Annotated in this window: 22 protein-coding genes; 17 read left to right on the forward strand and 5 right to left on the reverse strand. The window is 42.1% G+C overall.

The genetic code is table 11. The annotated features are described in order from the left end of the window. The first annotated feature begins 4 nt into the window (after positions 1–4). The 4 genes from phoU (at position 5) to IGI73_RS06230 (ending at position 3,490) form a co-directional block, all read left to right on the forward strand. A complete protein-coding gene (phoU, locus tag IGI73_RS06215) occupies positions 5–682 on the forward strand; it encodes a phosphate signaling complex protein PhoU (protein WP_005225785.1) in 678 nt (225 codons plus the stop codon). 528 nt (positions 683–1,210) lie between these two features. Continuing rightward, positions 1,211–2,773, forward strand: a complete 1,563-nt coding sequence (gene liaX, locus IGI73_RS06220) for a daptomycin-sensing surface protein LiaX (RefSeq protein ID WP_438759148.1) — start codon at positions 1,211–1,213, stop codon at positions 2,771–2,773. Between the two features lie 49 nt (positions 2,774–2,822). Beyond that, entirely contained in the window at positions 2,823–3,131 is a 309-nt protein-coding gene (locus IGI73_RS06225; RefSeq protein WP_010748006.1) for a PspC domain-containing protein, read from the forward strand. Beyond that, positions 3,131–3,490, forward strand: a complete 360-nt coding sequence (locus tag IGI73_RS06230; protein ID WP_005225788.1) for a phage holin family protein — start codon at positions 3,131–3,133, stop codon at positions 3,488–3,490. The genes IGI73_RS06225 and IGI73_RS06230 overlap by 1 nt, the downstream gene beginning before the upstream one ends. Before the next feature lie 63 nt (positions 3,491–3,553). Here the strand turns inward: IGI73_RS06230 and IGI73_RS06235 are convergent, their stop codons facing one another. Further along, on the reverse strand, positions 3,554–5,254 hold the full coding sequence (locus IGI73_RS06235) for a M3 family oligoendopeptidase (RefSeq protein WP_016610290.1): 1,701 nt from the start codon (positions 5,252–5,254) through the stop codon (positions 3,554–3,556). A gap of 157 nt (positions 5,255–5,411) precedes the next feature. Between IGI73_RS06235 and hprK the strand changes: the two genes are divergently transcribed. The 6 genes from hprK (at position 5,412) to IGI73_RS06265 (ending at position 10,512) form a co-directional block, all read left to right on the forward strand. Next, positions 5,412–6,347, forward strand: coding sequence for an HPr(Ser) kinase/phosphatase (gene hprK, locus IGI73_RS06240; protein WP_005225790.1), 936 nt, complete (start codon positions 5,412–5,414; stop codon positions 6,345–6,347). Between the two features lie 14 nt (positions 6,348–6,361). Continuing rightward, complete coding sequence (gene lgt / locus IGI73_RS06245) at positions 6,362–7,192, forward strand: prolipoprotein diacylglyceryl transferase (protein WP_010748008.1); 831 nt, start codon at positions 6,362–6,364, stop codon at positions 7,190–7,192. A 75-nt stretch (positions 7,193–7,267) separates the two neighbouring features. Next, positions 7,268–8,296: an NAD(P)H-dependent glycerol-3-phosphate dehydrogenase gene (locus IGI73_RS06250; RefSeq protein ID WP_005225792.1), complete on the forward strand. Its 1,029-nt coding sequence runs from the start codon at positions 7,268–7,270 to the stop codon at positions 8,294–8,296. Between the two features lie 17 nt (positions 8,297–8,313). Beyond that, on the forward strand, positions 8,314–9,231 hold the full coding sequence (gene galU / locus IGI73_RS06255; RefSeq protein WP_428206345.1) for a UTP--glucose-1-phosphate uridylyltransferase GalU: 918 nt from the start codon (positions 8,314–8,316) through the stop codon (positions 9,229–9,231). 160 nt (positions 9,232–9,391) lie between these two features. After that, a complete protein-coding gene (locus IGI73_RS06260; protein WP_005235398.1) occupies positions 9,392–9,817 on the forward strand; it encodes a DUF948 domain-containing protein in 426 nt (141 codons plus the stop codon). 14 nt (positions 9,818–9,831) lie between these two features. Beyond that, positions 9,832–10,512: a YtxH domain-containing protein gene (locus IGI73_RS06265; protein WP_428206344.1), complete on the forward strand. Its 681-nt coding sequence runs from the start codon at positions 9,832–9,834 to the stop codon at positions 10,510–10,512. 80 nt (positions 10,513–10,592) lie between these two features. Here the strand turns inward: IGI73_RS06265 and IGI73_RS06270 are convergent, their stop codons facing one another. Together IGI73_RS06270 and IGI73_RS06275 are read right to left on the reverse strand one after the other, a co-directional pair. Further along, complete coding sequence (locus IGI73_RS06270; protein ID WP_005225796.1) at positions 10,593–11,471, reverse strand: NAD-dependent epimerase/dehydratase family protein; 879 nt, start codon at positions 11,469–11,471, stop codon at positions 10,593–10,595. Between the two features lie 54 nt (positions 11,472–11,525). After that, positions 11,526–12,626 (reverse strand): M24 family metallopeptidase, encoded by a 1,101-nt coding sequence (locus tag IGI73_RS06275; RefSeq protein ID WP_005225797.1) that lies wholly within the window; start codon positions 12,624–12,626, stop codon positions 11,526–11,528. Between the two features lie 194 nt (positions 12,627–12,820). Between IGI73_RS06275 and ccpA the strand changes: the two genes are divergently transcribed. Beyond that, entirely contained in the window at positions 12,821–13,819 is a 999-nt protein-coding gene (gene ccpA / locus IGI73_RS06280; RefSeq protein WP_005225798.1) for a catabolite control protein A, read from the forward strand. 142 nt (positions 13,820–13,961) lie between these two features. Here the strand turns inward: ccpA and IGI73_RS06285 are convergent, their stop codons facing one another. Beyond that, the gene (locus IGI73_RS06285) at positions 13,962–16,406 is read right to left on the reverse strand and encodes a transglycosylase domain-containing protein (protein ID WP_034868505.1); all 2,445 of its coding nucleotides are present in this window, start codon (positions 16,404–16,406) and stop codon (positions 13,962–13,964) included. Positions 16,407–16,668: 262 nt separating this feature from the next. Here IGI73_RS06285 and tyrS point away from each other — a divergent pair, with 262 nt between their 5' ends. The 4 genes from tyrS to IGI73_RS06305 all read left to right on the forward strand — a co-directional run bounded on the left by tyrS (position 16,669) and on the right by IGI73_RS06305 (position 20,325). Continuing rightward, complete coding sequence (gene tyrS, locus IGI73_RS06290) at positions 16,669–17,931, forward strand: tyrosine--tRNA ligase (protein WP_428206343.1); 1,263 nt, start codon at positions 16,669–16,671, stop codon at positions 17,929–17,931. Positions 17,932–18,000: 69 nt separating this feature from the next. Beyond that, a complete protein-coding gene (locus tag IGI73_RS06295) occupies positions 18,001–18,912 on the forward strand; it encodes an AEC family transporter (RefSeq protein WP_005225801.1) in 912 nt (303 codons plus the stop codon). Positions 18,913–19,000: 88 nt separating this feature from the next. Continuing rightward, the gene (locus tag IGI73_RS06300) at positions 19,001–19,894 is read left to right on the forward strand and encodes a deoxyribonuclease IV (protein ID WP_005225802.1); all 894 of its coding nucleotides are present in this window, start codon (positions 19,001–19,003) and stop codon (positions 19,892–19,894) included. A 44-nt stretch (positions 19,895–19,938) separates the two neighbouring features. Further along, positions 19,939–20,325 (forward strand): cytidine deaminase family protein, encoded by a 387-nt coding sequence (locus IGI73_RS06305; protein ID WP_284591247.1) that lies wholly within the window; start codon positions 19,939–19,941, stop codon positions 20,323–20,325. A 134-nt stretch (positions 20,326–20,459) separates the two neighbouring features. Here IGI73_RS06305 and IGI73_RS06310 read toward each other — a convergent pair whose 3' ends face one another. Continuing rightward, positions 20,460–21,077, reverse strand: coding sequence for an FMN-dependent NADH-azoreductase (locus tag IGI73_RS06310; RefSeq protein ID WP_005225804.1), 618 nt, complete (start codon positions 21,075–21,077; stop codon positions 20,460–20,462). Positions 21,078–21,239: 162 nt separating this feature from the next. Here IGI73_RS06310 and IGI73_RS06315 point away from each other — a divergent pair, with 162 nt between their 5' ends. Both IGI73_RS06315 and IGI73_RS06320 read left to right on the forward strand, forming a co-directional pair. Beyond that, positions 21,240–21,935 carry a response regulator transcription factor gene (locus tag IGI73_RS06315; RefSeq protein WP_060792809.1) on the forward strand — a complete coding sequence of 232 codons (696 nt, stop codon included), beginning with the start codon at positions 21,240–21,242 and terminating at the stop codon, positions 21,933–21,935. After that, a complete protein-coding gene (locus IGI73_RS06320) occupies positions 21,932–22,879 on the forward strand; it encodes a sensor histidine kinase (protein ID WP_428206342.1) in 948 nt (315 codons plus the stop codon). The genes IGI73_RS06315 and IGI73_RS06320 overlap by 4 nt, the downstream gene beginning before the upstream one ends. Positions 22,880–22,950 lie beyond the last annotated feature (71 nt).

Here is a 22,950-nt window from a genome sequence, read left to right on the forward strand (position 1 = left end):
AGGGATGTTGCGTACACAATTTGAAGAAGAATTATTAAATTTACACAATCAATTTTATGAAATGGGGATGCTAGTCAGCAGTGCCATTCATAAATCTGTGCGAGCATATGTCAGACATGACAAAGAAATTGCGCAGGAAGTAATTGAAAATGATTTGGCGATCAACAATATGGAAGTTCGTTTAGAAAAAAAGAGCTTTGAGATGATTGCTTTGCAACAACCAGTAACGACCGATCTACGAATGATCATTACTGTAATGAAAGCCAGCTCTGACTTGGAGCGGATGGGGGACCATGCGGTATCCATTGCGAAGTCAACGATTCGGGTCAAAGGCGAAACGCGGATCGCCGAAATCGAAAAAGAAATCTCAGATATGTCGGATTACGTCAAAAAAATGGTTGATAATGTCTTAGTGGCGTATGTAAAAACCGATCAAGATGATGCCCGCATGATCGCTCAAATGGACGATCGGGTCAATGAATATTACAAAGACATTTATTACAAAACGATCGAGAGTATGAAAGAAAATCCAGAAACAGTTGTCAGTGGGACCGATTATTTATCCGTTGCTCAATACTTGGAACGAATCGGTGACTACGTAACGAATATTTGTGAATGGATCGTGTATCTTGCTACTGGGAAAATCAGTGAATTGAATACAAACCGTACGGAAATGATTTAAGAAACCAGCTTGGGTTCTTGATCATGTATCTCTTTTAAAAGAGATGGGACGGACCGTCGAAAGCAGTTGTCCTTTAAGGAGTAACTTCTCTCGGCGGTCTTTTTGATTTGGAAGAATCGCTTCAATCGATGACGTGAACAGGATAGGCAGAATAGAAAATGGCTCCTCCATAAAGATGGCCAATGGAAATCGATTCTATCGTCCCTGAAATTTACTAGTTGAGCCGTCTATTCTTTTCGTCGCCGACCTGCAGTGAAAGGAGCAATCGCTCATTTACTCTAGCAGACCTATTCCTCAAGAGTTCTACTAGCTGAAACTTTTGTTTCTATTGGTTTTTCGTGGTACTGTTAATAATAGGAAGATCGTTTTGAGCCTAGTGTAATGAAGAAAAAGTGTCGGTTTTGCTTGCCAATCTGCAGATTGAGAAAAACTTGGTACTTAAGACCTATGACGCTTTTGCAAAAACAAGGCATAATAGGTTCGTAAGCTAAACTTGCAATCACACATTTGCTGAAGGAGGCAATTTCCATGAACGAAAGAGAACGTATATTGGATCTAGTAAAAAAAGGTGTGCTTTCTACAGAAGAAGCCTTGGATTTACTAGAAGGTATGGCAAAAGCCAAAGACGAAAAACAAATTAACAAAGCTGCTGCTGAGGTAACCGCGGATAAGAATGCGACAAGCCCATTTGATGATACTGAAAACGACGATGAGATGTTCACGTTTGACAGCGAAGAAAAACTTCGTCAAAACGAAGCGCAAGACAAAGAAAATCTTGAAAAGATTCTCGATGGTTTAGCAACGGAAGCCAACCAAGCATCTGCTGAGTTGGACGAAATCAATGCTGAAATTCTTGGCGTCAAAGAAGAATTAAAAGAAGCACAAGAAACACTGATGCAATTGAACACCAAAGAAGAGTTGGATCAATTGTCAGAAGATGAATTGGCTACGCGTCATGAAACAGAAGCGACCATTACTGCCTTGGAAGAAACCTTAGATGGTTTATCTGAGGAAAAAGCAGAATTGGAAGCAAAATTAAAAAATATTCGCAAAGACCAATGGTCTCAAACAAAAGAAAAAATTTCTCAAAAATTAGATATTCCAGAGGATTGGAAAGAGCAAGCGACTGACACCTTTAACCAAGTAAGTGAAAAAATGGTCGATGCCAGCACACACTTCGGACACTTCTTGAAGAAAACAGTTCGGGCAGTGACAGAGTCAGTCAATGACAACATGGAATGGAAAGACATCAACTTGAAAGTTCCTGGTGTTGCAGCGACAAAATTTGAGCACACATTCAGCTATGATGAAACGGCAGCGACATTGATCGATGTGAAATTGGCAAACGGCAATGTTTCCTTCCAATTATGGGATGAACCAGGTGTCAAAGTAGATGCCAAAATCAAACTATATGGTAAAATGGATGCGGCGGAGCCTTTCGAGGCTTTTGAAGCAAGAAGCCAAATCAATGTCGATGATGAACGCATCTCTTTCCAAATTCCCAACAAACGCATTCGTGCCGATCTCGTTTTCTACTTGCCAAAACGTACCTATGATCATGTGGCAGTGAAATTGCTGAACGGCAATGTTACATTCAATGAATTGGATGCGAAAGATGTCTATACAAAATCAACAAACGGCAATATCGATTTCCGCAAAGTAAACGCATCGATGTTAGAGATTGAAGGCGTGAATGGAACGATCACTGTTCAAGAGGGTGAGATTTTAGATGCCATTATCGAAACGGTGAACGGCGACGTTACGTTGACAGCAACGCCACAAAATACCGGTATTTCTTTAGTTAACGGCAACATCCGTGTGACCTACAAAGAAGAAACGGTCCAAAAATTAAACGCCAGCTCTGTAAATGGGAATGTCAAAGTAGCATTACCGACAGGAATCGGTTTTGAAGGGATCGCAAAAACAAGTTTAGGTAGCATCAACAATCGTTTAAGCGAGATGGAAGTTGTGCGTGAGAAAAAAGAACGCCTAAACCAACTATTGCAATTCCGTCGGGTTGCCGATAAAGTCGCTCAAATCGATCTATCCACAACAACAGGAAATGTCTTTATCAAAGATACAGACAAATAAGAATCGCTGGGTTTACACTCATTAAAGAAAAGAAGGAAGGTGTAGATAAATGAACAAAAAATTAACAAAATCAGCCAATAACGTTGTCATTACAGGTACTCTAGGGGGTCTGGCAGAATACTTGCGAATCGATCCAACCATCGTTCGCGTGATCTATGTCTTTCTATCTTTAGTGACTGCTGCGTTTCCTGGAATCACTTTATATATCATCATGGCGGTCTTGATTCCTTCTGGTCGCAAGAGTACCTCAGGATATGGCCACGACAATCACTACTACAAACAAAACAAATACAATGAAGCAAATCGTCCCCGTAAAGAAGCGGAAAAGGTGGAGGATGAGGACTGGAGTGACTTCTAGTGTCTTATTTTCAACGGCTTATCATGAATACATTGACGTTTGTCACATTGGCGGTTCTATTACCAAATATGATCCATGTTCAAAGCATTATGACTGCAGTGATCGCCAGTTTCGTACTGTCGATCCTGAATGCTTTGATTAAACCAATTCTGATCGTCATTTCATTTCCATTGACTTTACTGACGCTTGGTTTCTTCACTTTTGTGATCAATGCGCTCATGCTGAATTTGACTTCATATTTTGTTGGGTCAGCCAACTTCGGCTTCTCCTCGTTTGGGGCAGCGCTATTAGTGGCACTGATCATGTCAGTGATCAATATGATCGTGACTGAACACCATATCGAAAAATATTCACGTTAAAAAGACGTTTCACGTTTTCTCCCACTAGCTATGAAGCTAGTGGAGAAACGGAAACGTCTTTTTTTAGTTTAACTGTTCTTCTTTGATAGCAGCAAGGTACGTATCTACTGCCTGTAACGTCTCATCAAGCGCCCCTTTTTCAAAAGGTGAACGTAAATGAGCAAGAGACAGGATCTCAAGGAATGTTTTCGTGCCGCCGACTTCGCAGATGGCCAAATAATCTTGCCAAGCGGTTTCGTCTTTTGCCACGATGAATCGATACCAAAATTGGAACGCACACACTTGCGCCAATGTATAATCGATATAATAGAAAGGTGATTCAAAAATATGCCCTTGTCTAAACCAATACAAGCCACGATCAAGGTCAGGATATTCTGAATAATCCCGTTCTGGGCAATACTGGCGCTCTAATTCCCGCCAACGGGCTTTGCGCTGTGCTGGTGACCACTCAGGATGCTCATAAACGTCTTGTTGGAAGTGATCCACTAAAACGCCATAAGGCAAAAATTGCAGGCTGCTAGCAAGATGCGCAAATTTGTATTTTTCTGTTTCTTCTTCAAAAAAAGCATCCATCCATGGCCAGGCGATAAACTCCATCGACATTGAATGGATCTCGCAAGACTCATAATTGGGAAAGAGAATTTCCGGTTCTTTGATCCAACGAGAGCGAAAGGCTTGAAACGCGTGGCCAGCTTCGTGGGTCAAAACATCGACATCGCCAGAAGTGCCGTTAAAGTTGGCAAAGATAAATGGCGATTGATAGTCTTGGATAAACGTACAATAGCCGCCAGATTGTTTGCCTTTTTTGCTTAGTAGATCAAGTAGGTCATGCTCGACCATAAAATCAAAAAATTCGCCAGTTTCAGGGGATAGTTCCTGATACATCACACGGGCTTTTTCTACTAGTTCTTCAGGAGTTCCTTTAGGCTCTGCGTTACCACTAGGATAAACAAGCGGCAGGTCGGTAAAGGTTGCCTGAGTCAATTGATTACGCTGCGCCTGTCTTTGGTACAGTTTTTGGGTAATTGGGACGACTTTTTCTAAAATTTCCCGACGATAGGTCTCGATCATTGAACGATCATAGTCCCAACGATTCATTTGGGTATCCGCAAAGGCAACGTAATTTTCAAAGCCGAGCTTGTGGGCGATCTCGGTACGAACCTTGACCATCTCGTCATAAATTTGATCAAAACGGTCTTCATTTTCCGTGAAGAAAGCCGTTTGTTTTTCAAACGCTTCTTTTCGAACACCGCGATCTTTGTTTTCGGTAAATGGTCGCAGTTGTGCGAGGGTATAGGTTTCTCCTTGGAAGTCGATTTGGGCAGAAGCGACCAATTTGCTGTAATCAGAAGCCAATTGGTTTTCTTTTTGAAATAATTCGATCAAGGCCTCATCAAAAAGCTTCACACGGCTTTCGGCAAATAAAAAAAGTGTTTCTGGATATTCGGCTTTTAATTCATCTAAGACAGGTGAAGCCAGGAGTGCTTGATAGAATTGAAAATCCAGAGCTTCAAAATGAGGCTGGTATTCATTCCAAAAAGTGTCTTCTGCTTCATAAAAGGCATCGTTGGTATCGATCGAATAGCGGATCGAAGCCAAGTTCATTGCGGTATCGATCGTTCCTCTTAGTTCGTTCAAAGCATCAAGGGCTTGCTTCGCCTCCGAGAAGGTATCGGCTGACTGAAGGTTTGCTAATGCTTTTTTGAATGTTTCTTGATAAACTGGAAAATCAGGGCGTTGATACTTGTATGCTGAAAATTTCATTAAAAATCCCTCCTTAGTAAAATAATAACACAAACGAAAAAGAATGAGGACTTCTATTGGCGAAGGTAGTAACTTTACTGATAGAATGATAAAATAGAACCAGAGTGTCGTTTACAAGAAACAGCGGCAAGAATCATTGAGAAAAGAGGGAAAACCTATGGCAGAAACCGTCAAAGTCAGCGAGCTGGCGGAGGCTTTAAATTTAGAGATAGTTGAAGGAACTGAAAACAGTTTAGAAAGAGAAATCATTACCGGCGATATTTCCCGACCTGGTTTGGAATTGACGGGTTATTTTAATTACTATTCCCATGATCGTCTGCAATTATTCGGCAGCAAAGAGATCACCTTTGCGGAACGGATGATGCCAGAAGAACGCTTGATGGTGATGCGCAAAATGTGTGCCGAGGATACCCCAGGGTTTATCGTTTCTCGCGGCTTGGAAGTACCAGCAGAAATGATTCAAGCCTGCAAAGAACATGAGATCACAATTTTGCGTTCGCCCATCTCAACCTCACGTCTGCAAGGAGAGCTTTCTAGTTTTCTCGATGGACGCTTAGCCACAAGAACCAGTGTCCATGGGGTATTAGTGGATGTCTATGGGCTAGGTGTTTTGATTCAAGGCGATAGCGGAATTGGGAAAAGCGAAACAGCCTTAGAGTTAATCAAACGTGGGCATCGGTTGATCGCTGACGATCGGGTGGATGTGTATAAGCAAGATGAATTGACTTTGGTAGGGGAACCGCCGAAAATCTTGCAGCACTTGATCGAGATCCGCGGAATCGGAATCATCGATGTCATGAATCTTTTTGGTGCCAGTGCCGTACGAGGGTATATGCAGGTTCAAGTAGCGGTGTATTTAGAAGCTTGGGCGAAAGACAAAAAGTATGATCGACTAGGAACCGATGATACGACGGTTGAAATTGGTGGCGTCGATGTACCACAAATCAAGATCCCGGTAAAAACTGGTCGAAATGTTGCAATCATTATCGAAGTCGCTGCCATGAATTTCCGAGCGAAAACGATGGGCTACGATGCAACGAAGACCTTTGAAAATCGATTGACGCAATTGATCGAAGAAAATTCTGGAAACTAGAGAGGATAAGATAGATGTTAGGTTTAGTAAATCGAGTCGCATTTGAACTATTTGGTTTGCCGATTTATTGGTATGCGATCATTATCGTATCAGGCGTGATCATTGCTATGTGGTTAAGCACGAGAGAGGCGGTTCGTGTCGGGCTCAAGCCAGATGATGTGACTGATTTTATGTTGATTGGATTGCCAGTAGCGATCATTGGTGCGCGGCTTTATTATATTCTGTTTGACTTGCAATACTACATTGATGACCCAAGTCAAATTTTCAATATTCGCTCTGGTGGGATCGCGATCTACGGCGCACTGATCGCCGGGGGGATCTGGCTATACTTTTTCTGCCAACGAAATTTTATTTCTCCCTGGACCTTCTTAGACATCGCCGCACCAAGTGTCTTATTGGCACAAGGCATCGGGCGTTGGGGCAACTTTATGAACCATGAAGCATTTGGCGCTGAAGTCAGCCGCTCCTTCTTAGAAAGTTTGTATATACCGAAATTCATTATCGATAATATGTATATCGATGAAGCGTATCGGCAGCCGACCTTTCTTTATGAATCGGTTTGGAACGTGATTGGATTTATCGTTTTGATCTTCTTGCGTAAGAAAACTGGGTTATTAAAAGAAGGCGAAGTCTTCTTGAGCTACTTGATTTGGTATGGATTCGGGCGCTTCTTTATTGAAGGAATGCGTACCGATAGTTTATACTTATTTGGTGGAATCCGTGTGTCACAGGCACTTTCCGCTTTATTGTTCTTCGGAGCGATCGCTTTAATGATCTGGCGCAGGAAAAAACAAGCGTTAAAGGATTACAACCGCAGCTTTGGTAAGAACCAAGCGATTATCTAAACAGTTATTTTATCGAAATTATGGTAAAATGATGAAGTGCATGAATTTGCGAAAAGGATAGAGGAGGTTTCCATAGTGAAACAGAAAATCGCCGTCTTAGGTCCCGGATCATGGGGGACTGCTTTGGCACAAGTCTTGTCTGAAAATGGACATGAAGTGACTATTTGGGGGAACAATCCCGCCCAAATCGATGAAATCAATACGTATCATACGAATCGGCATTATTTGCCAGATCTGAAGCTTCCTGAAAATATTCTAGGCTGTAAAGATTTAGAAGAGGCGATCCAAGGGGCAGATGCCGTCTTGTTTGTCGTACCAACTAAAGCGATTCGTGCCGTGGCACAAGAATTCACTAAGAAAACAACTGGCAAGCCAGTCATTATCCATGCCTCAAAAGGGTTAGAACAAGGCAGTCATAAACGAATCTCAGAAGTACTTGCCGAAGAGATCCCAGCTGATAAACGGCAAGAAATCGTTGTCTTGTCAGGACCATCTCATGCGGAAGAAGTCGCTGTCCATGATATCACCACGATCACGGCAGCTTCAGAAAATGAAGCGGCTGCTAAGTATGTACAAGAGCTATTTATGAATGATTACTTTAGAATCTACACGAATAACGATGTGATCGGTGTCGAAACTGGCGCCGCTTTGAAAAACATCATCGCCATTGGTGCCGGTGCTATCGCAGGACTTGGCTTTGGGGATGATGCGAAGGCAGCGATCATGACCCGTGGGTTAGCAGAAATCAGTCGTCTTGGTGTGGCAATGGGTGCCAATCCTTTAACCTTTATCGGATTGAGTGGGGTTGGCGATTTGATCGTCACTTGTACCAGTGTCCATTCACGGAATTGGCGTGCAGGAAACCTATTAGGAAAAGGCCATAGCTTAGATGAAGTATTAGACAATATGGGGATGATCGTTGAAGGAGTTTCAACCACAAAAGCTGCCCGCGAATTAGCAGAAGCTTTGTCGGTGGAAATGCCAATCACAGAAACGATTTATTCGGTCTTGTATGAAGGCAAAGACATCAAGCAAGCAGCGAAAGATATTATGCTGCGAGACGGCAAAGAAGAAAACGAATTTTCGGTAGATCAATCATTATGATTAAAGGAGCGAGTCACATGAATGTCAAAAAAGCAGTTATCCCAGCAGCCGGTCTGGGTACCCGATTTTTACCAGCTACAAAGGCAATGGCAAAGGAAATGTTGCCGATCGTTGACAAACCAACGATTCAGTTTATCGTGGAAGAAGCTTTACAATCGGGGATCGAAGATATTTTGATCGTAACAGGGAAAGCAAAGCGTCCAATTGAAGACCATTTCGATGCCAATTTAGAATTAGAGATGAATCTAAAAGAAAAAGGCAAGACGGAGCTTTTGAAATTAGTGGAAGAAACAACTGACGTAAATCTTCACTTCATTCGCCAATCTCATCCGAAAGGATTAGGCCATGCCGTATTACAGGCTCGGGCATTTGTCGGAAACGAACCGTTTGTAGTTATGCTAGGTGATGACTTGATGGAAGATCAAGTACCATTGACGAAACAGTTGATCGATAATTATGAAAAAACGCATGCATCAACGATCGCTGTCATGGATGTTCCTCATGAAGATACATCAAAATACGGGATCATTGATCCTGGTATGGAAGTTGAAAAAGGCTTGTTCAATGTCAAAAACTTTGTTGAAAAACCAGCGCCAGAAAATGCGCCAAGTGATTTAGCAATTATTGGTCGCTACTTGCTGACCCCTGAAATTTTTGATATTTTAGCCAATCAAGAACCAGGTGCTGGTGGCGAGATCCAATTGACGGATGCCATCGACACATTAAATAAAACCCAACGCGTATTTGCTCATCAATTTAATGGCAAGCGTTACGATGTTGGAGATAAATTCGGTTTCTTAAAAACAAGTATCGAGTATGGTCTAGTGCATCCTGAAGTCAAAGACAGCTTGAAAGAGTATTTGATCGAGTTAGGAAAAGAACTAGCTCCGGTTCAAAAAGAAGTCAAAGAAGCACCGAAAGCGTCAAAAAAATAACAAAAACTCCTAAACAAGGCGATTTCTGATGAAATTGCTTTGTTTTTTTATTATTTCCTGTTGAAAGCGGATAATTTTCTTAAAAATGCAGTCTTTTATTTGTAGAAAGTGCAGTGAAATGCTATTCTTAATATAAGTAAATGGGGAAAGGAGCCATTCTATGTCAGGAGGAGAACTAGCTGCATTGATTGCTGCGATCGCATTTGTCGTATTGGTCATTTTCGTCGTTCGTTTGTTGATGCAAGTCAGCAAGACAATGACCAAAGTAGACAAAACGGTCGAAGAGGCAAACACAACCATCCGTGTCATTACCAAAGACGTTGATATTCTTTCAAAAGAGGTTGAAGGTCTTTTGGTAAAAACGAATGAGCTTTTACAAGATGTGAACGGAAAAGTCGCAACCATCGATCCTTTGTTCACAGCAGTTGCAGATCTAAGTACCAGTGTTTCAGAACTAAATGTTTCTGGAAAAAATTTAATTACGCGCGTGGGTAGTCTTGGCCGGACCACTGCCAAAGCAACGGTAGCTGGAAAAGTCGGTCAAACAGCCATGAAATTTTTCAAAGACAAAAATAACCAAAAATAAAAGGAGGACTTTCAATGAGTAAAAAAGGCGGATTTTTATTAGGAGCAATCATCGGAGGAACAGCGGCAGCAGCAGCAGCACTTTTGTTGGCGCCAGAATCTGGTAAAACATTAAGAAATAAATTAGCAAAACAAGCAGACGATTTATTAGATAAAGCATCTGATTATGGTGATTTAGCCAAAGAAAGAAGTACGGATCTTGTCGATATCGCTAAAGACAAAGCGGCAAAACTAAGCGAGCAAGCATCTGACTTCACCGGTTCTTTAACAGCGAAAGTCGATGACTTAAAAGAAACAGCAGCTGGTTCATCAGAAGAAACCGTTGAAGAGTTAAAGAAACAAGCAGGTGATCTATCAGAACGCTTCAAAAAATCAGCGAACGAGGTCAAAGAATCAGCGAAAGATACCAAAGTAGACGCTGATGACACGGTGCAAGATATCATCATTGATGCAAAATCTTCTGCAGCGGATATGAAACAAACCGTCAAAGAAGGGGCACAAGAAGCAAAACCTGTCGTTGAAGAAGCCAAAAAAGACGGTCAAGCAGCCGCAGCTGATTTGAAAAAAGAAGCTGGAAAAGCAGCAGATGATGCCAAAAAAACAGCGAAAGCAGAAACAAAAGATGCCAAAGCTGACTTAGAAGATGCGAAAGAAGAATTAAAAGACACATTAGAAAAAAACAACCCAGAAGCATAAATAAGGATAAAACTTGATTGCTTTAAAAGATAAAAACGTTCGCCAGTTAAATCGGCGAACGTTTTTTGTGATTTTGGTAGTTATTCGTTTGATGCTTGGGTGATTTCCCAATCGCAAAGTTGATAGAGCCAATCCTGCAGGTGACTGAATGGAAAGCCAATTTCCTCAGCGAGACCAACATTGATCGAATAAGCAGGTGTACCATTGTAAGGGCCTTGATCGCCTGTTTCTGAAAAGAGCGGGGAAAGACCAGTTTTTTTCGTTACGTATTGCAGCACTTCTTCTAAGGAAACTGTACCTTTTGACGCACCATTGATGGGTCCTGTGAACGAGCTAGTACCTAGAAACGCTAAAAATTTACCAGCTTCTTGGGCATCCACAAAGCCCATTTGATGCGTTAGATTATCGACAGCCATTGGCTTTTGCTTTATCAGATGGTCAATGTAAAAGGTAAAACGTTTTGTATAATCATCTGCACCGATCACATAAGGAAAGCGGACAAAAACGGACGGGATTTGACTGTATTTTTGGGTCAGGATCTCTTCCACGGTTCGCTTGCCTTGTGCATAATCGACCTCCTCAGAGCCAACCAGTCTGAAGGGTTCTTTAGCAGGGTCAAAATCCGCTTCAATCAAATCGAAGTGTAATTCATGGTACGCAGACATTGAGCTAGTAACGATGTAGCGCTTCGGTGTGACATGACGCAGTAGAATCTCAATGTCGTTGGAAGTATAAGCAATATTGTCGTAAATGACCTCATAGGTTTCTTTTGTTAATGCCGTTTTGATACTTTCTTCGTCGGTGCGATCGAAGATGATTCTGTTGACTTGATCGCCAAAGGAATCTTTCGTGTTCCCTCGGGTAGCGATCGTCACGTCCAATCCTTGATCAATTAGTGATTGGACCAAATATTTACCGAAAAAACGCGTGCCGCCTAAAACCAACACTTTTTTACTCATAAGAACACTCCTTTTCATGTAATGCTAACATGTTGCGCCGTTTCATTAGGAAAATCAAGATAAGATCAATAATTCTTTTGCTGTCTTGGTAAAAGGTACACAGCCATCTGCAGTGACATACACACAGTCTTCAATGCGGACACCGACCTGATCTGGTAAATAAATGCCCGGTTCGATAGAGAAGCACATCCCTTCTTCGATCACTAAATCATTGCCAGTGATCAAAGAGGGGAACTCATGAACCGTGGTCCCGATGCCGTGACCTAGACGATGGTTGAAGTAGTCGCCGTAGCCATAGCCAGTAATCACATCACGAGCAATCTTGTCTAATTCTCCAGCGGTAATCCCAGGTTTGACCGCTGCTTGCGCTGCTAGTTCAGCTTCAAGAACGATGTCATAAATTTTTCTTTGTAATGCAGTCGGTTCTTTATAGGCAACCGTTCTGGTTGCATCACTGCAATATCCTTTCCAAACGACCCCTAGGTCAAACAAGACGAGTTCATTGGCAGTCACTTTGCGGTCACCAGGTACGCCATGAGGACTTGCTGCATTGGCACCAGCTAACACCGTCGTATCGAAGGACATATGGGAAACCCCACGCTTTTTCAACTCGTACTCAATTTCCGCAACGATTGCCATTTCGCTGACGCCTTCTTTGATGGCAGCAAATCCAATCTCAAAAGCAACGTCTGCCCAGTTGCCAGCTTCTAGCAAGGTGTCAATTTCAGCAGCCGTTTTGGTTAACTGCATTTTTTGAATGACCGGAGTCACATCTAAAGAAAAATCGGTCTGTGGCAAAAACCGTTTCAATGCTTCATAGCGCTCGACGGAAAGGTCATTTTTTTCTAGTGCCAAGGAAGAAACTTGGTAACGAGAGGTCAATTCCTGACAGATTTTCGCCCAAGGGTCTTCGCTATCGAGATAACCGATAATGTCAAAGGGCCAGCCACTATTTTTTGCTTCTTCTACTTCCAGAGCTGGTGTGAAAAGAAAGGGATCTTTTCCAGGTGCGACAAACAAAGCAAGGACCCGTTCATGAGGTTCACTTTTAAAACCTGAAAAATAAGCGATCGTTGCTGGATTAGAAATATAGGCAACATCTGCGCCATTGGTTTTCAACCAGCCATTTAACTCATTGATTTTTTTATCATTCATTTGAAAAAACCTTCTTTCAAGTATTCTTTTTCTATTTTATCATGCTTTAGAAGAGAATAGGGGCGGGGAAAGTAGGAAATTGCTAAGTTTTCATGAAAACAAAATTAAAACGGTTGCAAATACGGAAAAAATTTGCTATCCTAACAAAGAAATGTAAATAAGATTTTCTGAAAATAGAATAAGGGAGATATATCATGGAAAAACAAACAATTACGATTTATGATGTTGCACGGGAAGCGAATGTATCGATGGCAACTGTTTCACGGGTAGTCAACGGAAATCCAAATGTAAAACCAGCAACTCGTAAGAAAGTGCTGGAAGTGATCGACCGCTTGGATTATCGTCCAAACGCAGTTGCTCGAGGGTTAGCAAGTAAAAAGACCACGACTGTTGGTGTCATCATTCCTGATGTCAGCAATATGTTCTTCTCATCACTTGCTCGTGGGATCGATGATGTAGCGACCATGTATAAATACAATATCATCTTAGCCAACTCTGATGGCGATACAATGAAAGAAGTCAACGTTTTGAACAACTTGTTAGCAAAACAAGTGGACGGCGTTATCTTCATGGGTCATCGCATCACGGATGAAATTCGCGGAGAATTCTCTCGCTCAAAAACACCAGTCGTTTTAGCTGGTTCGATCGATCCTGATGAACAAGTAGGAAGTGTCAATATCGATTACACAGCAGCTGCCAAAGATGCTGTTTCATTATTGGCGAAAAACAATCAAAAAATCGCTTTTGTCAGCGGTGCTTTGATCGATCCAATCAATGGCCAAAACCGCTTGAAAGGCTATAAAGAAGCCTTGAAAGAAAACAACCTTGAATATTCTGAAGGGTTGATCTTTGAATCACCATACAGCTTTAAAGAAGGCTTAGCCTTAGTTGATCGCATCATCAACAGTGGTGCAACAGCAGCTTATGTCACAGACGATGAGTTAGCCATCGGTGTCTTAGATGGTTTGTTAGACAAAGGTGTTAAAGTTCCTGAAGATTTCGAGATCATCACCAGCAACAATTCATTATTGGCTGAAGCAGCTCGTCCACGCTTATCAAGTGTGACGCAACCATTGTATGATATGGGTGCCGTTGCGATGCGTCTATTGACAAAAATGATGAACAAAGAAGATGTAGAACAAAAAACGATCGTCTTGCCTTACGGTATTTCAGAAAAAAGCTCTACGAAATAAGCAGCGATTTGATCAAACGATCAGTGGAACAACGCCTTGTTGTTCCACTTTTTGCTTCAACGATCGTTCGTGTGAGGAGAAAATCTATGGATTTTCTCCTCACACTTTTTTTGCATAAAAAAACTGATCAGCACAAGGCTGATCAGTCATCATTATTGTTGGTATTTTGTTGATTATTGTCTTGCTGTTCCTCATCGTCATCCTCATCATTTGCCGTAGGTGTAACATTGTTGGATGCGTTATTCGATGATGTATTCGACGAACGGTTTGTTGAACGGCTAGAAGATGCTTTTCTCCAATAGTCAGCGTAGTTTGCATCTGAACCACCGAGTCCAAATTTGAAATCGACCGTATCTGGTCCGCCAGTGGCCCAATACGAAGTAACGGTACTGCTTGGATTAGTATAGGTTCGATTATCGACTCGCACGGTTCCTCCTGGTTGGGTACCAGTAAACTTGGAAACTTGAGCTTTTTTGACATCACTAGAAAGTTCAAACTTCTGATTCACACCAAAGACTTCTTGGTTTGTTTGATAAATACGATTGATCAAGTAAGCCATATAGTTGGCTGTCCGAGTTCCTGCAGCGCTATCGGTCCCTTTATTGTCATCTCGACCTGACCAGCTGCTGATGGTGATCGATGGGGTGGAGACGACTAGCCAAGAGTCCGACCAGTTGTTGGTGGAACCAGTTTTTCCGACCCAATCAGCATTTCCGAGGTTCCAATCCAATCCGCTGATAACCGATTTAAAGGAACTGGTTTTTTGCTCATCGATGACACTACGCATCATGTCGGTCATGATGGAAGCCGTCGCTTCTGAAAAGACTTGGACAGGTTTGGCTTCATGCTGGTAAAGCACTTCGCCTTCATTGTCTTTGATTGATTCGATGATATAGCCTTGCTGATAAACACCATTATTGGCAAATGTTTGGAAGCCATTCGTTTGATTCAAGACTGTGACATCTGTAACCCCTAATGGCGCTGATTCATACGCCCAGCTATTATCTTCGGGATAGCCCATTTTGCTTAAATAATTTGTGTAGGCATAAAAATGATCGCCTTCTTTTTCCCAAAGATCTTGGAAAATATTTGTCGCTGCGATATTACTGGAAACCTCCAATGATTCACGAATCGACATAAAAGTATTGGTTCCACGGTTTGTGGCATTGACGATCGGCTCACCGGCGTTTTCTCCTGTCCGCCATTTTGCGGCATAGTCAGAAACCATCGATTCAGAGCCCATTAAGCCACTTTCGATCGCCGGTCCGTAAACCAGCATGGGTTTGATACTTGAACCTGCTTGGCGTTTGGCATCAAAGGCATGGTTGAATTGATTGTCAGCATAGTTACGACCGCCAATAAAGCCTAGTACTTTCCCAGTGGCGTTGTCCATCATGACATTGCCGACTTCGATGGTGGAGTCACCCCAGTTGTCTAGCATATAGCCGTATTTGTCGACGGCATCTTGCATCGCATTATAAATATCTTTATCGATCGTTGATGTGACGGTATAGCCGCCATTAACAAGTTTTTGCTGCGCCAATTCGAAGTATTTTTGATAGGTTTCCTCTTTGGCGTATTCTTCGTCACTGACATCATCTTCATCTGCCAGCTGTTTGGCAATAATGTCTTTTGCTTCATTTAACACAGTGTAATAAAGGAAGCTTTGATCCGTTTGTTCAATGGCTTCTTGTTTTTTGAAGTCTTGCTTCAAGTCATAATTAAGCGCCTCTTCGTATTCTTCTTTCGTGATATCGTGGTTACGATACATACTGAAGAGCACGAAGTCTTTTCGTTCTAAGCCAGCGGTCAAGTTTTCCTTGATCTCACCCGTATTTGTATAAGGGCTGTAGACGATCGGGCTTTGTGGCAGACCCGCAATAAAGGCTGCTTGCGGTAAAGACAGGTCAGCTGCGTTGACGCCAAAAATTCCTTGCGCCGCTTCTTGCACACCTGCGATATTTTGCCCTTTATTATTTCGACCAAAAGGGGAGATGTTTAAATACATGGTGACGATCTCATCTTTATCGAAAAATTTCTCCACTTCCATGGCTAATAAAATCTCATTGGCTTTGCGTTTAAAGGTCGTTTCACTGGAAAGGATTTGTTGTTTTACCAGCTGCTGGGTCAAAGTGGAACCCCCGCTGCCGCCAAAGCCTGTCGCTTCTGATAATAATGCCCGCACGACTGCTTTTGGTACTACCCCATTATGAATATTAAAATATTCATCCTCTGTTGCGATGATCGCTTTTTTCAAATAATCTGAAATTTGATCGGAATTAACCGACGTTCGCATTAGATCCGAGCGAATCGTTGCGATTTTGCTGCCATCAGCGTATGCGAGTTGAGAAGTCTCTGTGATGTCGGTCAATTCTTTTTGTAACTCATCTTTAGAAGGAGCTGCGGTATCTTCCACAAGAAAAGCAAAGTAGCCGGCACCGATCCCTAAGGCTAAAGAACCGCCTAGAACCAGCAAAGAAATAGCAACTAAGAACAAGGCATGTAAAACCCTAAGACTGATGTTGAAATAGAACCAGCCTCTATTTTTGTTTTCTGTATTCTTTTGATTTTTCGTTTTCTGGGACAAAAAGAGTCACCTCAATAAATTAGAATAGATTCCGTGTAATTATAGCAAAAAACAAGGCGCTTGGGTAGCACCCTATCTGTTATCGAAAGAAGTGTGCGAGAAAATGCCAGTTGGTGTTTGTATTGAACCAGCGATAATAAAGGAAAATGAACGGATTTGCCTAAAAGTTTCTTTTTTGGTAAAGGACTTTGAGAGAAAGACTTTTCATTGACCTCTTTTTCAGTTAAGATGAACAATGAAGCAATTATTAGGAGGAGAAAGAATGAGTACAGACTTTTTTGAAGAGCTAAAGCAACGCGGATTAGTTCATCAGACCACAGACGAAGCAGCCTTGACCAAACAATTAAATGAAGAGTCTGTGAAACTATATATCGGCTTTGATCCTACCGCAGATAGCCTGCATATTGGTCATTTATTGCCTATTTTGATGTTGCGCCGTTTCCAACAAAACGGACATGTGCCGATCGCATTAGTAGGCGGTGGTACAGGAATGATCGGTGACCCATCCTTTAAAGATCAAGAACGTCAATTAAACACACTAGATACCGTTTTAGAATGGTCACAAAGTATCAAGAGCCAATTATCTCGCTTCATTGATTTTGATGACCAAGAAAATCCTGCCATCATTGCCAATAACTATGAGTGGCTAGGGGAATTGAAACTGATTGATTTCTTGCGCGACACTGGGAAAAACTTTACCATCAATTACATGATGAGCAAAGAAAGTGTCAAACGTCGGATCGAAACTGGGATCTCCTACACGGAATTTGCATACCAGCTATTACAAGCCTATGACTTTTTGAATCTTTACGACAACCACGGTTGCTTGTTGCAATTAGGCGGTAGCGATCAATGGGGGAATATCACCTCTGGGATCGAATTATTACGTCGTGAGCGTGAAGTCCAAGGGTTCGGTTTGACTATGCCATTGATCACAAAAGCAGATGGAACGAAATTTGGGAAAACAGAAGGCAATGCGGTTTGGCTAGATGCCAAGAAAACGACGCCTTACGAGTTCTACCAATTCTGGATCAATACGGATGATCGTGATGCAGTCAAATTCTTGAAATATTTCACCTTCTTATCATTAGAAGAAATCGCTGCGATCGAAGCAGAGTTTAACGCTGCACCAGAATCTCGAGCAGCACAAAAAGCTTTGGCAAAAGAAGTCACTACTTTGGTTCATGGGGCAGAGGCTTATGAACAAGCCTTACGCATCTCAGCAAGTTTATTCAGTGGCAATATCAAAGAATTGAACGCTGAAGAGATCGAACAAGGCTTCAAAGGGGTGCCAAGCCATCAGGTATCAGCAGATGATTCTTTGAACATCGTTGAAGTGTTGACGACTGCTAAAATCGAACCATCAAAACGTCAAGCAAGAGAAGACGTTCAAAATGGTGCCATCTACATCAATGGGGAACGCGTCCAAGACCTAACGTACGAGCTCCAAGCAAGTGATCGGATCGGTGGAAAATACGTCGTGATTCGTCGTGGCAAGAAAAAATATTTCTTATTAACATTTTAATCGCAAAAAGCGAACCGCCTTGTTGGTTCGCTTTTTTCAAATTTTTGTAGAGGAAGGGTTTTTGTTGGAATGGGAAATATAGTGTTGAATGCCGCCGGTTTATTTGCCATGATCTTCTTAGGGTATTTTCTTAAGCGGCTAAATGTCCTTTCAAAAGCGGATGGCTCGATCTTATCCAAAATTATTTTGAATGTGACGTTACCGGCAGCAATCATTTTGAATTTAGCTTCAATGCAAGTACAAGTCAGTGCGCTTAGTTTGATTGTGATCGCGTTGATCATTACGATCGTCCAGATCCTCTTCGCATTTTTCTTGACCAAAAAAGAATCGAACACGCTGCAGCAGTTTGCGATGTACTGCGGTTCAGGCTTTAATATCGGCAATTTTGCGATTCCTTTTGCCCAAAGCTTTTATCCTTTAGGGATTCCGCTGATTTCGCTGTTTGATATGGGGAACAGTATCATGTTGGCAGGGGGAACGACGATTTTCATCGAATTCTTGATTGGAAAGCGGACGACGTTTGAACCAGGGAAAATCTTTTTGAATCTCCTGCGTTCGCCAACGTTTACTATTTATCTAGTGATGCTGATTATCCGCAGTGCGGATTGGAGGATTCCCGAAGCGGCATTGGCGCTTGTCCAACCAATCGGGATCGCAAATACGTTTTTGTCCATGTTTATGATTGGCTTATTTTTGGATTTCCGCTTACCGAAGCACACCACCCAAACAGTGATCAAAATTTTAAGCTTGCGGTACGGACTGGCATTCGTGCTGTTCGCAGCTTTCTATGTTTTACCAATCCCAGTTTTATTAAAGCCAGTTCTTTGTTTGTTAGTGTTTGCTCCAATTCCTTTATTCGGTGTCATTAATTCCGTGATTGCTGGAATGGAGGAAGAAGCGGTGGGGTTCGTTTCTTCCATTAGCTTTTTGATAAGTATGCCGCTAATGACGGGTGTTCTGATGTTATTTGGACTCGCTTGATAAAAAAATACGGCAATGAGCAAAATAATCGCTTTACAAGGCGCTTTTATCGATAATAGAGAAGACTAGATTTAGGAGGAAAAGAAAAATGTTGATTGGTTCACACGTTTCAATGAGCGGCAAAAAAATGCTTTTAGGAGCAGCAGAAGAGGCAGCTAGCTATCAAGCTACTACGTTTATGATCTATACCGGAGCTCCGCAAAACACGCGGCGCAAACCGATCGAAGAAATGCAGATCGCAGCTGGACAAGATTTTATGACGGAAAAAGGAATTTCGAATATCGTCGTCCATGCCCCTTACATCATTAATTTAGGCAATACCATCAAACCAGAAAACTTTGGCTTTGCTGTTTCGTTCTTACAAGAAGAAATCCAACGAGCCCAAGCTTTAGGTGCAACTCAAATCACATTGCACCCTGGTGCCCATGTCGGTGCAGGACCAGAAGCTGGGATCAAGCAGATCATTAAAGGCTTGAATGAGGTCCTTGAAAAAAATCAAACTGCCCAGATCGCATTAGAAACAATGGCAGGTAAAGGCACCGAGATTGGTCGCAGCTTTGAAGAATTGGCAGCAATTATCGATGGTGTCACCTTAAATGAAAAATTATCCGTTACACTAGATACTTGTCACACGAACGATGCTGGCTACAATGTCAAAGAAGACTTTGACGGCGTGTTAAACGAGTTTGACAAAATCATCGGGTTGGATCGCTTGAAGGTCATCCATGTCAATGATTCAAAAAATCCACAGGGCAGCCACAAAGACCGACATGCGAATATTGGTTTTGGCACGATCGGCTTTGAAGCCTTGAATAAGATCGTTCATCATGAGCAATTATCAGCGTTACCGAAAATTTTGGAAACACCCTATGTTGGCGAAGACAAAAAGAATAAAAAAGCCCCTTATGGCTATGAAATCGCGATGCTGCGGGAAAAGACCTTTGATCCTGAGCTATTGACGAAAATCATGGCGGGTGCTTAAACGGTTCATTTAACCATGAGCAGCTTATTATTGGAGGAAGAAAAATGGACTTTCAGTTGCTGATCGATGCCGCGAAGCAAAAACTGGGATTCAGACAGCTCTCTCAATTTGCAGAAGCAGGGAGTGTTGCGGCAGCTCTGGCTACTGCAGATGGACAGATTTATACAGGGATCTGTATCGATACCAGCTGTTCTATGGGTTTTTGCGCCGAACAGGCTGCGGCTGCGCAAATGATCACTGATGGTCAGCAGCGGGTGTTACAGATGGTTGCAATCAATTCGGTAGGTGAGCCGATCCCACCTTGTGGTCGTTGCCGTGAATTCATCAGCCAGCTGGATCCTGCCAACCATAACACGCAGGTCATGATCGCAGCAGGAAAAATCATGACGCTAGAAGAGCTGTTGCCTTTTGATTGGAAAGCATCAAAATAAAAAGAGTCCCCTTAGACCGCTGTGTTCTAAGGGGCTTCTTTATTTTATCGATCCATGGACGAGCTACGTTTTTGGATAAAAAAACTCCTCAACAAGCAATAGCGCTTTGTTAAGGAGTTGATCAATAGCAATGATTAGAATTTTTTCGCAGCAGCTGCTACGCGTTCTAAACCTTCAGCAATGATTTCTGCTGTTTTAGAAGGATCTGCATTGTGGCCTTCAATGATTACTTCTTCTGTGATGTTCATGCCGAACATACCACCGAAAACTTTTTCCATAAAGGTTACAGCGTTTTCCATTGCGCTCATTTCGCCTGAGTAAACACCACCACGGGCATTCAATAGAACGATTTCTTTGTCTTTCAATAATTGGTTCATTGAACCATCTTCGTTATAAGAGAAAGTAAAGCCAGCTTGGAAGATGTAGTCGATGAATGTGTGCAAGGCAGCAGGAATCGTTAAGTTCCACATTGGGAAAGCGAAAACGATGGTATCCGCTGCTGCGAATTTGTTCATCACGTCTTGACGGACAGTCATCAATTCTTGTTCTTCTTGGTTTAATTCTTGTTCTTGTGAAAGTTTGCCAAATGCTTCAAATAACGTTTGACCGATATAAGGCATTGGTTGTGCGTACACATCAAAGGTTACAACGTCCACATTGTTGGTATCAAGATTTTCAACGAACGTATCAAACATTTTTGCAGATACTCCATCAGGACGGTTATTGGCTTTAACAACTAAAATATTTTTCATTTTTTTCCACCTTTACTTTAAGTAAGTTTTAATCACAAAACGTAGTATACTATAAAATAATTTTGCTTACAATAAATAAGTACACTTTTTTTAAAAAAGCTGGAATTTTGCAGTTTTTTTCATGCAGTTTTGGTAAACTTTAGAGAAAACAGGAGGGTTCCTATGAAAATATTCGTGGTCGAAGATGACAAATCGTTAGTCAAAATGATGGAAAATCAATTATCCCGCTATGCGTATCAAACCTTTGTTCCAGAAAATTTCGCTGCGGTTTTAGATGAATTCTTGATGATCCAACCTGATTTGGTTTTGTTGGATGTCAATCTACCTTATTATGATGGGTTTTATTGGTGCCAAAAAATCAGGGAACGTTCGTTGGTTCCAATTCTCTTCATCTCCGCCCGTGACGGCAATATGGATCAAGTGATGGCTCTAGAATATGGTGCTGATGATTATCTAGTCAAACCTTTTTCTTATGACTTGCTGCTGGCAAAAGTAAAAAGCCACATTCGCAGAGTTTACGGGGATTATTCACAGTCTGATCGGGCGAGAAGTTTGAAAGCCGGCGAATTGATCTACTATCCCGAAGCATTGAAGATGGTCTATCGTGAAGCCAGTGAATGGCTGACTGTTCGAGAAGGAGAATTATTGACCCTGTTAATGTCAGCACACCCAGAGATGGTCAAACGGGAACGGATCTTAAATCTATTATGGGATGATGAGCGCTTCGTTGATGACAATACGCTTTCTGTCAATGTCGGCCGTTTGCGAAAAAAACTGGCGGCAATGGGCATCAATGATCCGATCCAAACGATTCGCGGAAAGGGTTACGCTTTATCAGTGATAGGTACGGAAGAATGAAAGCATATGCAAGTGTTCATTTACCTAAACTACTCGTTACGTTCCTAGCCATTTCATTGTTCGTTTTAGTGATTTGGTTGGATGGCTATCGAAATTACCTCGTAATTGGTTATGGTCTGCTTCTATTCGGGCTGTTCATTGTTCTTGTTTATTTGGTAGATTACCTTTCCAATACTGCGTTTTATCAGTATATCAAGCATGGAAGAGCGACACACCGAAGCAATGGCTACCTTTCCAAGCAATGGCGCAAGCAGTTCGATGCCCATGAACAGCAAGAGCAAGAGCGGCTGACAGAATTAGATCAGCACCATCAAAATCATATTCGTTTCATGAATATCTGGGTTCATCAAATGAAAACACCTGTCTCAGTTTTGGCGTTAATGGCTGAAAGTGAAGAAGTCGATAGCTATGATCTTTTGGCTGAAACAGATCGCTTAAAAAGTGGCTTGGCGACTGCGCTGAATTTTGTGCGCTTGGAAGATTTCACGGAGGACTTCGTTATCGAATCAGCCTCATTGTTGGAATTGTTAAAACACAGTATCGGTGACCAGAAGCGAAATTTTATTCGCAGTGAAGTCTATCCGAAGCTGATGAGTGAAGCAGATATCACGGTGACAACAGACAAAAAATGGCTAGGTATTTTGCTCTTTCAACTCATCAGCAACGCCATCAAGTACTCAAAGCCAGACAGTAAAGTCTATTTTGAGATCGATCCTTTTTCTAGAAGCTTAACGATCGCAGATGAAGGCTGCGGGATTGCAGCAGCGGATCTCCCGCGGGTTTTCCGCCCCTTTTATACAGGTCAGAATGGGCGGCAAACAGGAGAGGCAACTGGGATCGGTCTTTATTTAGTTGAAACGATCAGTACGCAATTAGATATCGATGTGTCGCTTGCCTCTCTGGAGAATCAAGGCACGACGGTTACCCTAACATTTCGGAGGTGAAGGCTTTCTTACAATTTTGTAAGCTTTCTATCATGAAATCGATAACTGATTGCGGTGCCGCCTGCTAAACT

Origin of the sequence: Enterococcus sp. DIV0755f, assembly GCF_051713725.1 — a bacterium.
In the GTDB taxonomy this organism is placed as follows: Bacteria; Bacillota; Bacilli; order Lactobacillales; family Enterococcaceae; genus Enterococcus_D; species Enterococcus_D casseliflavus.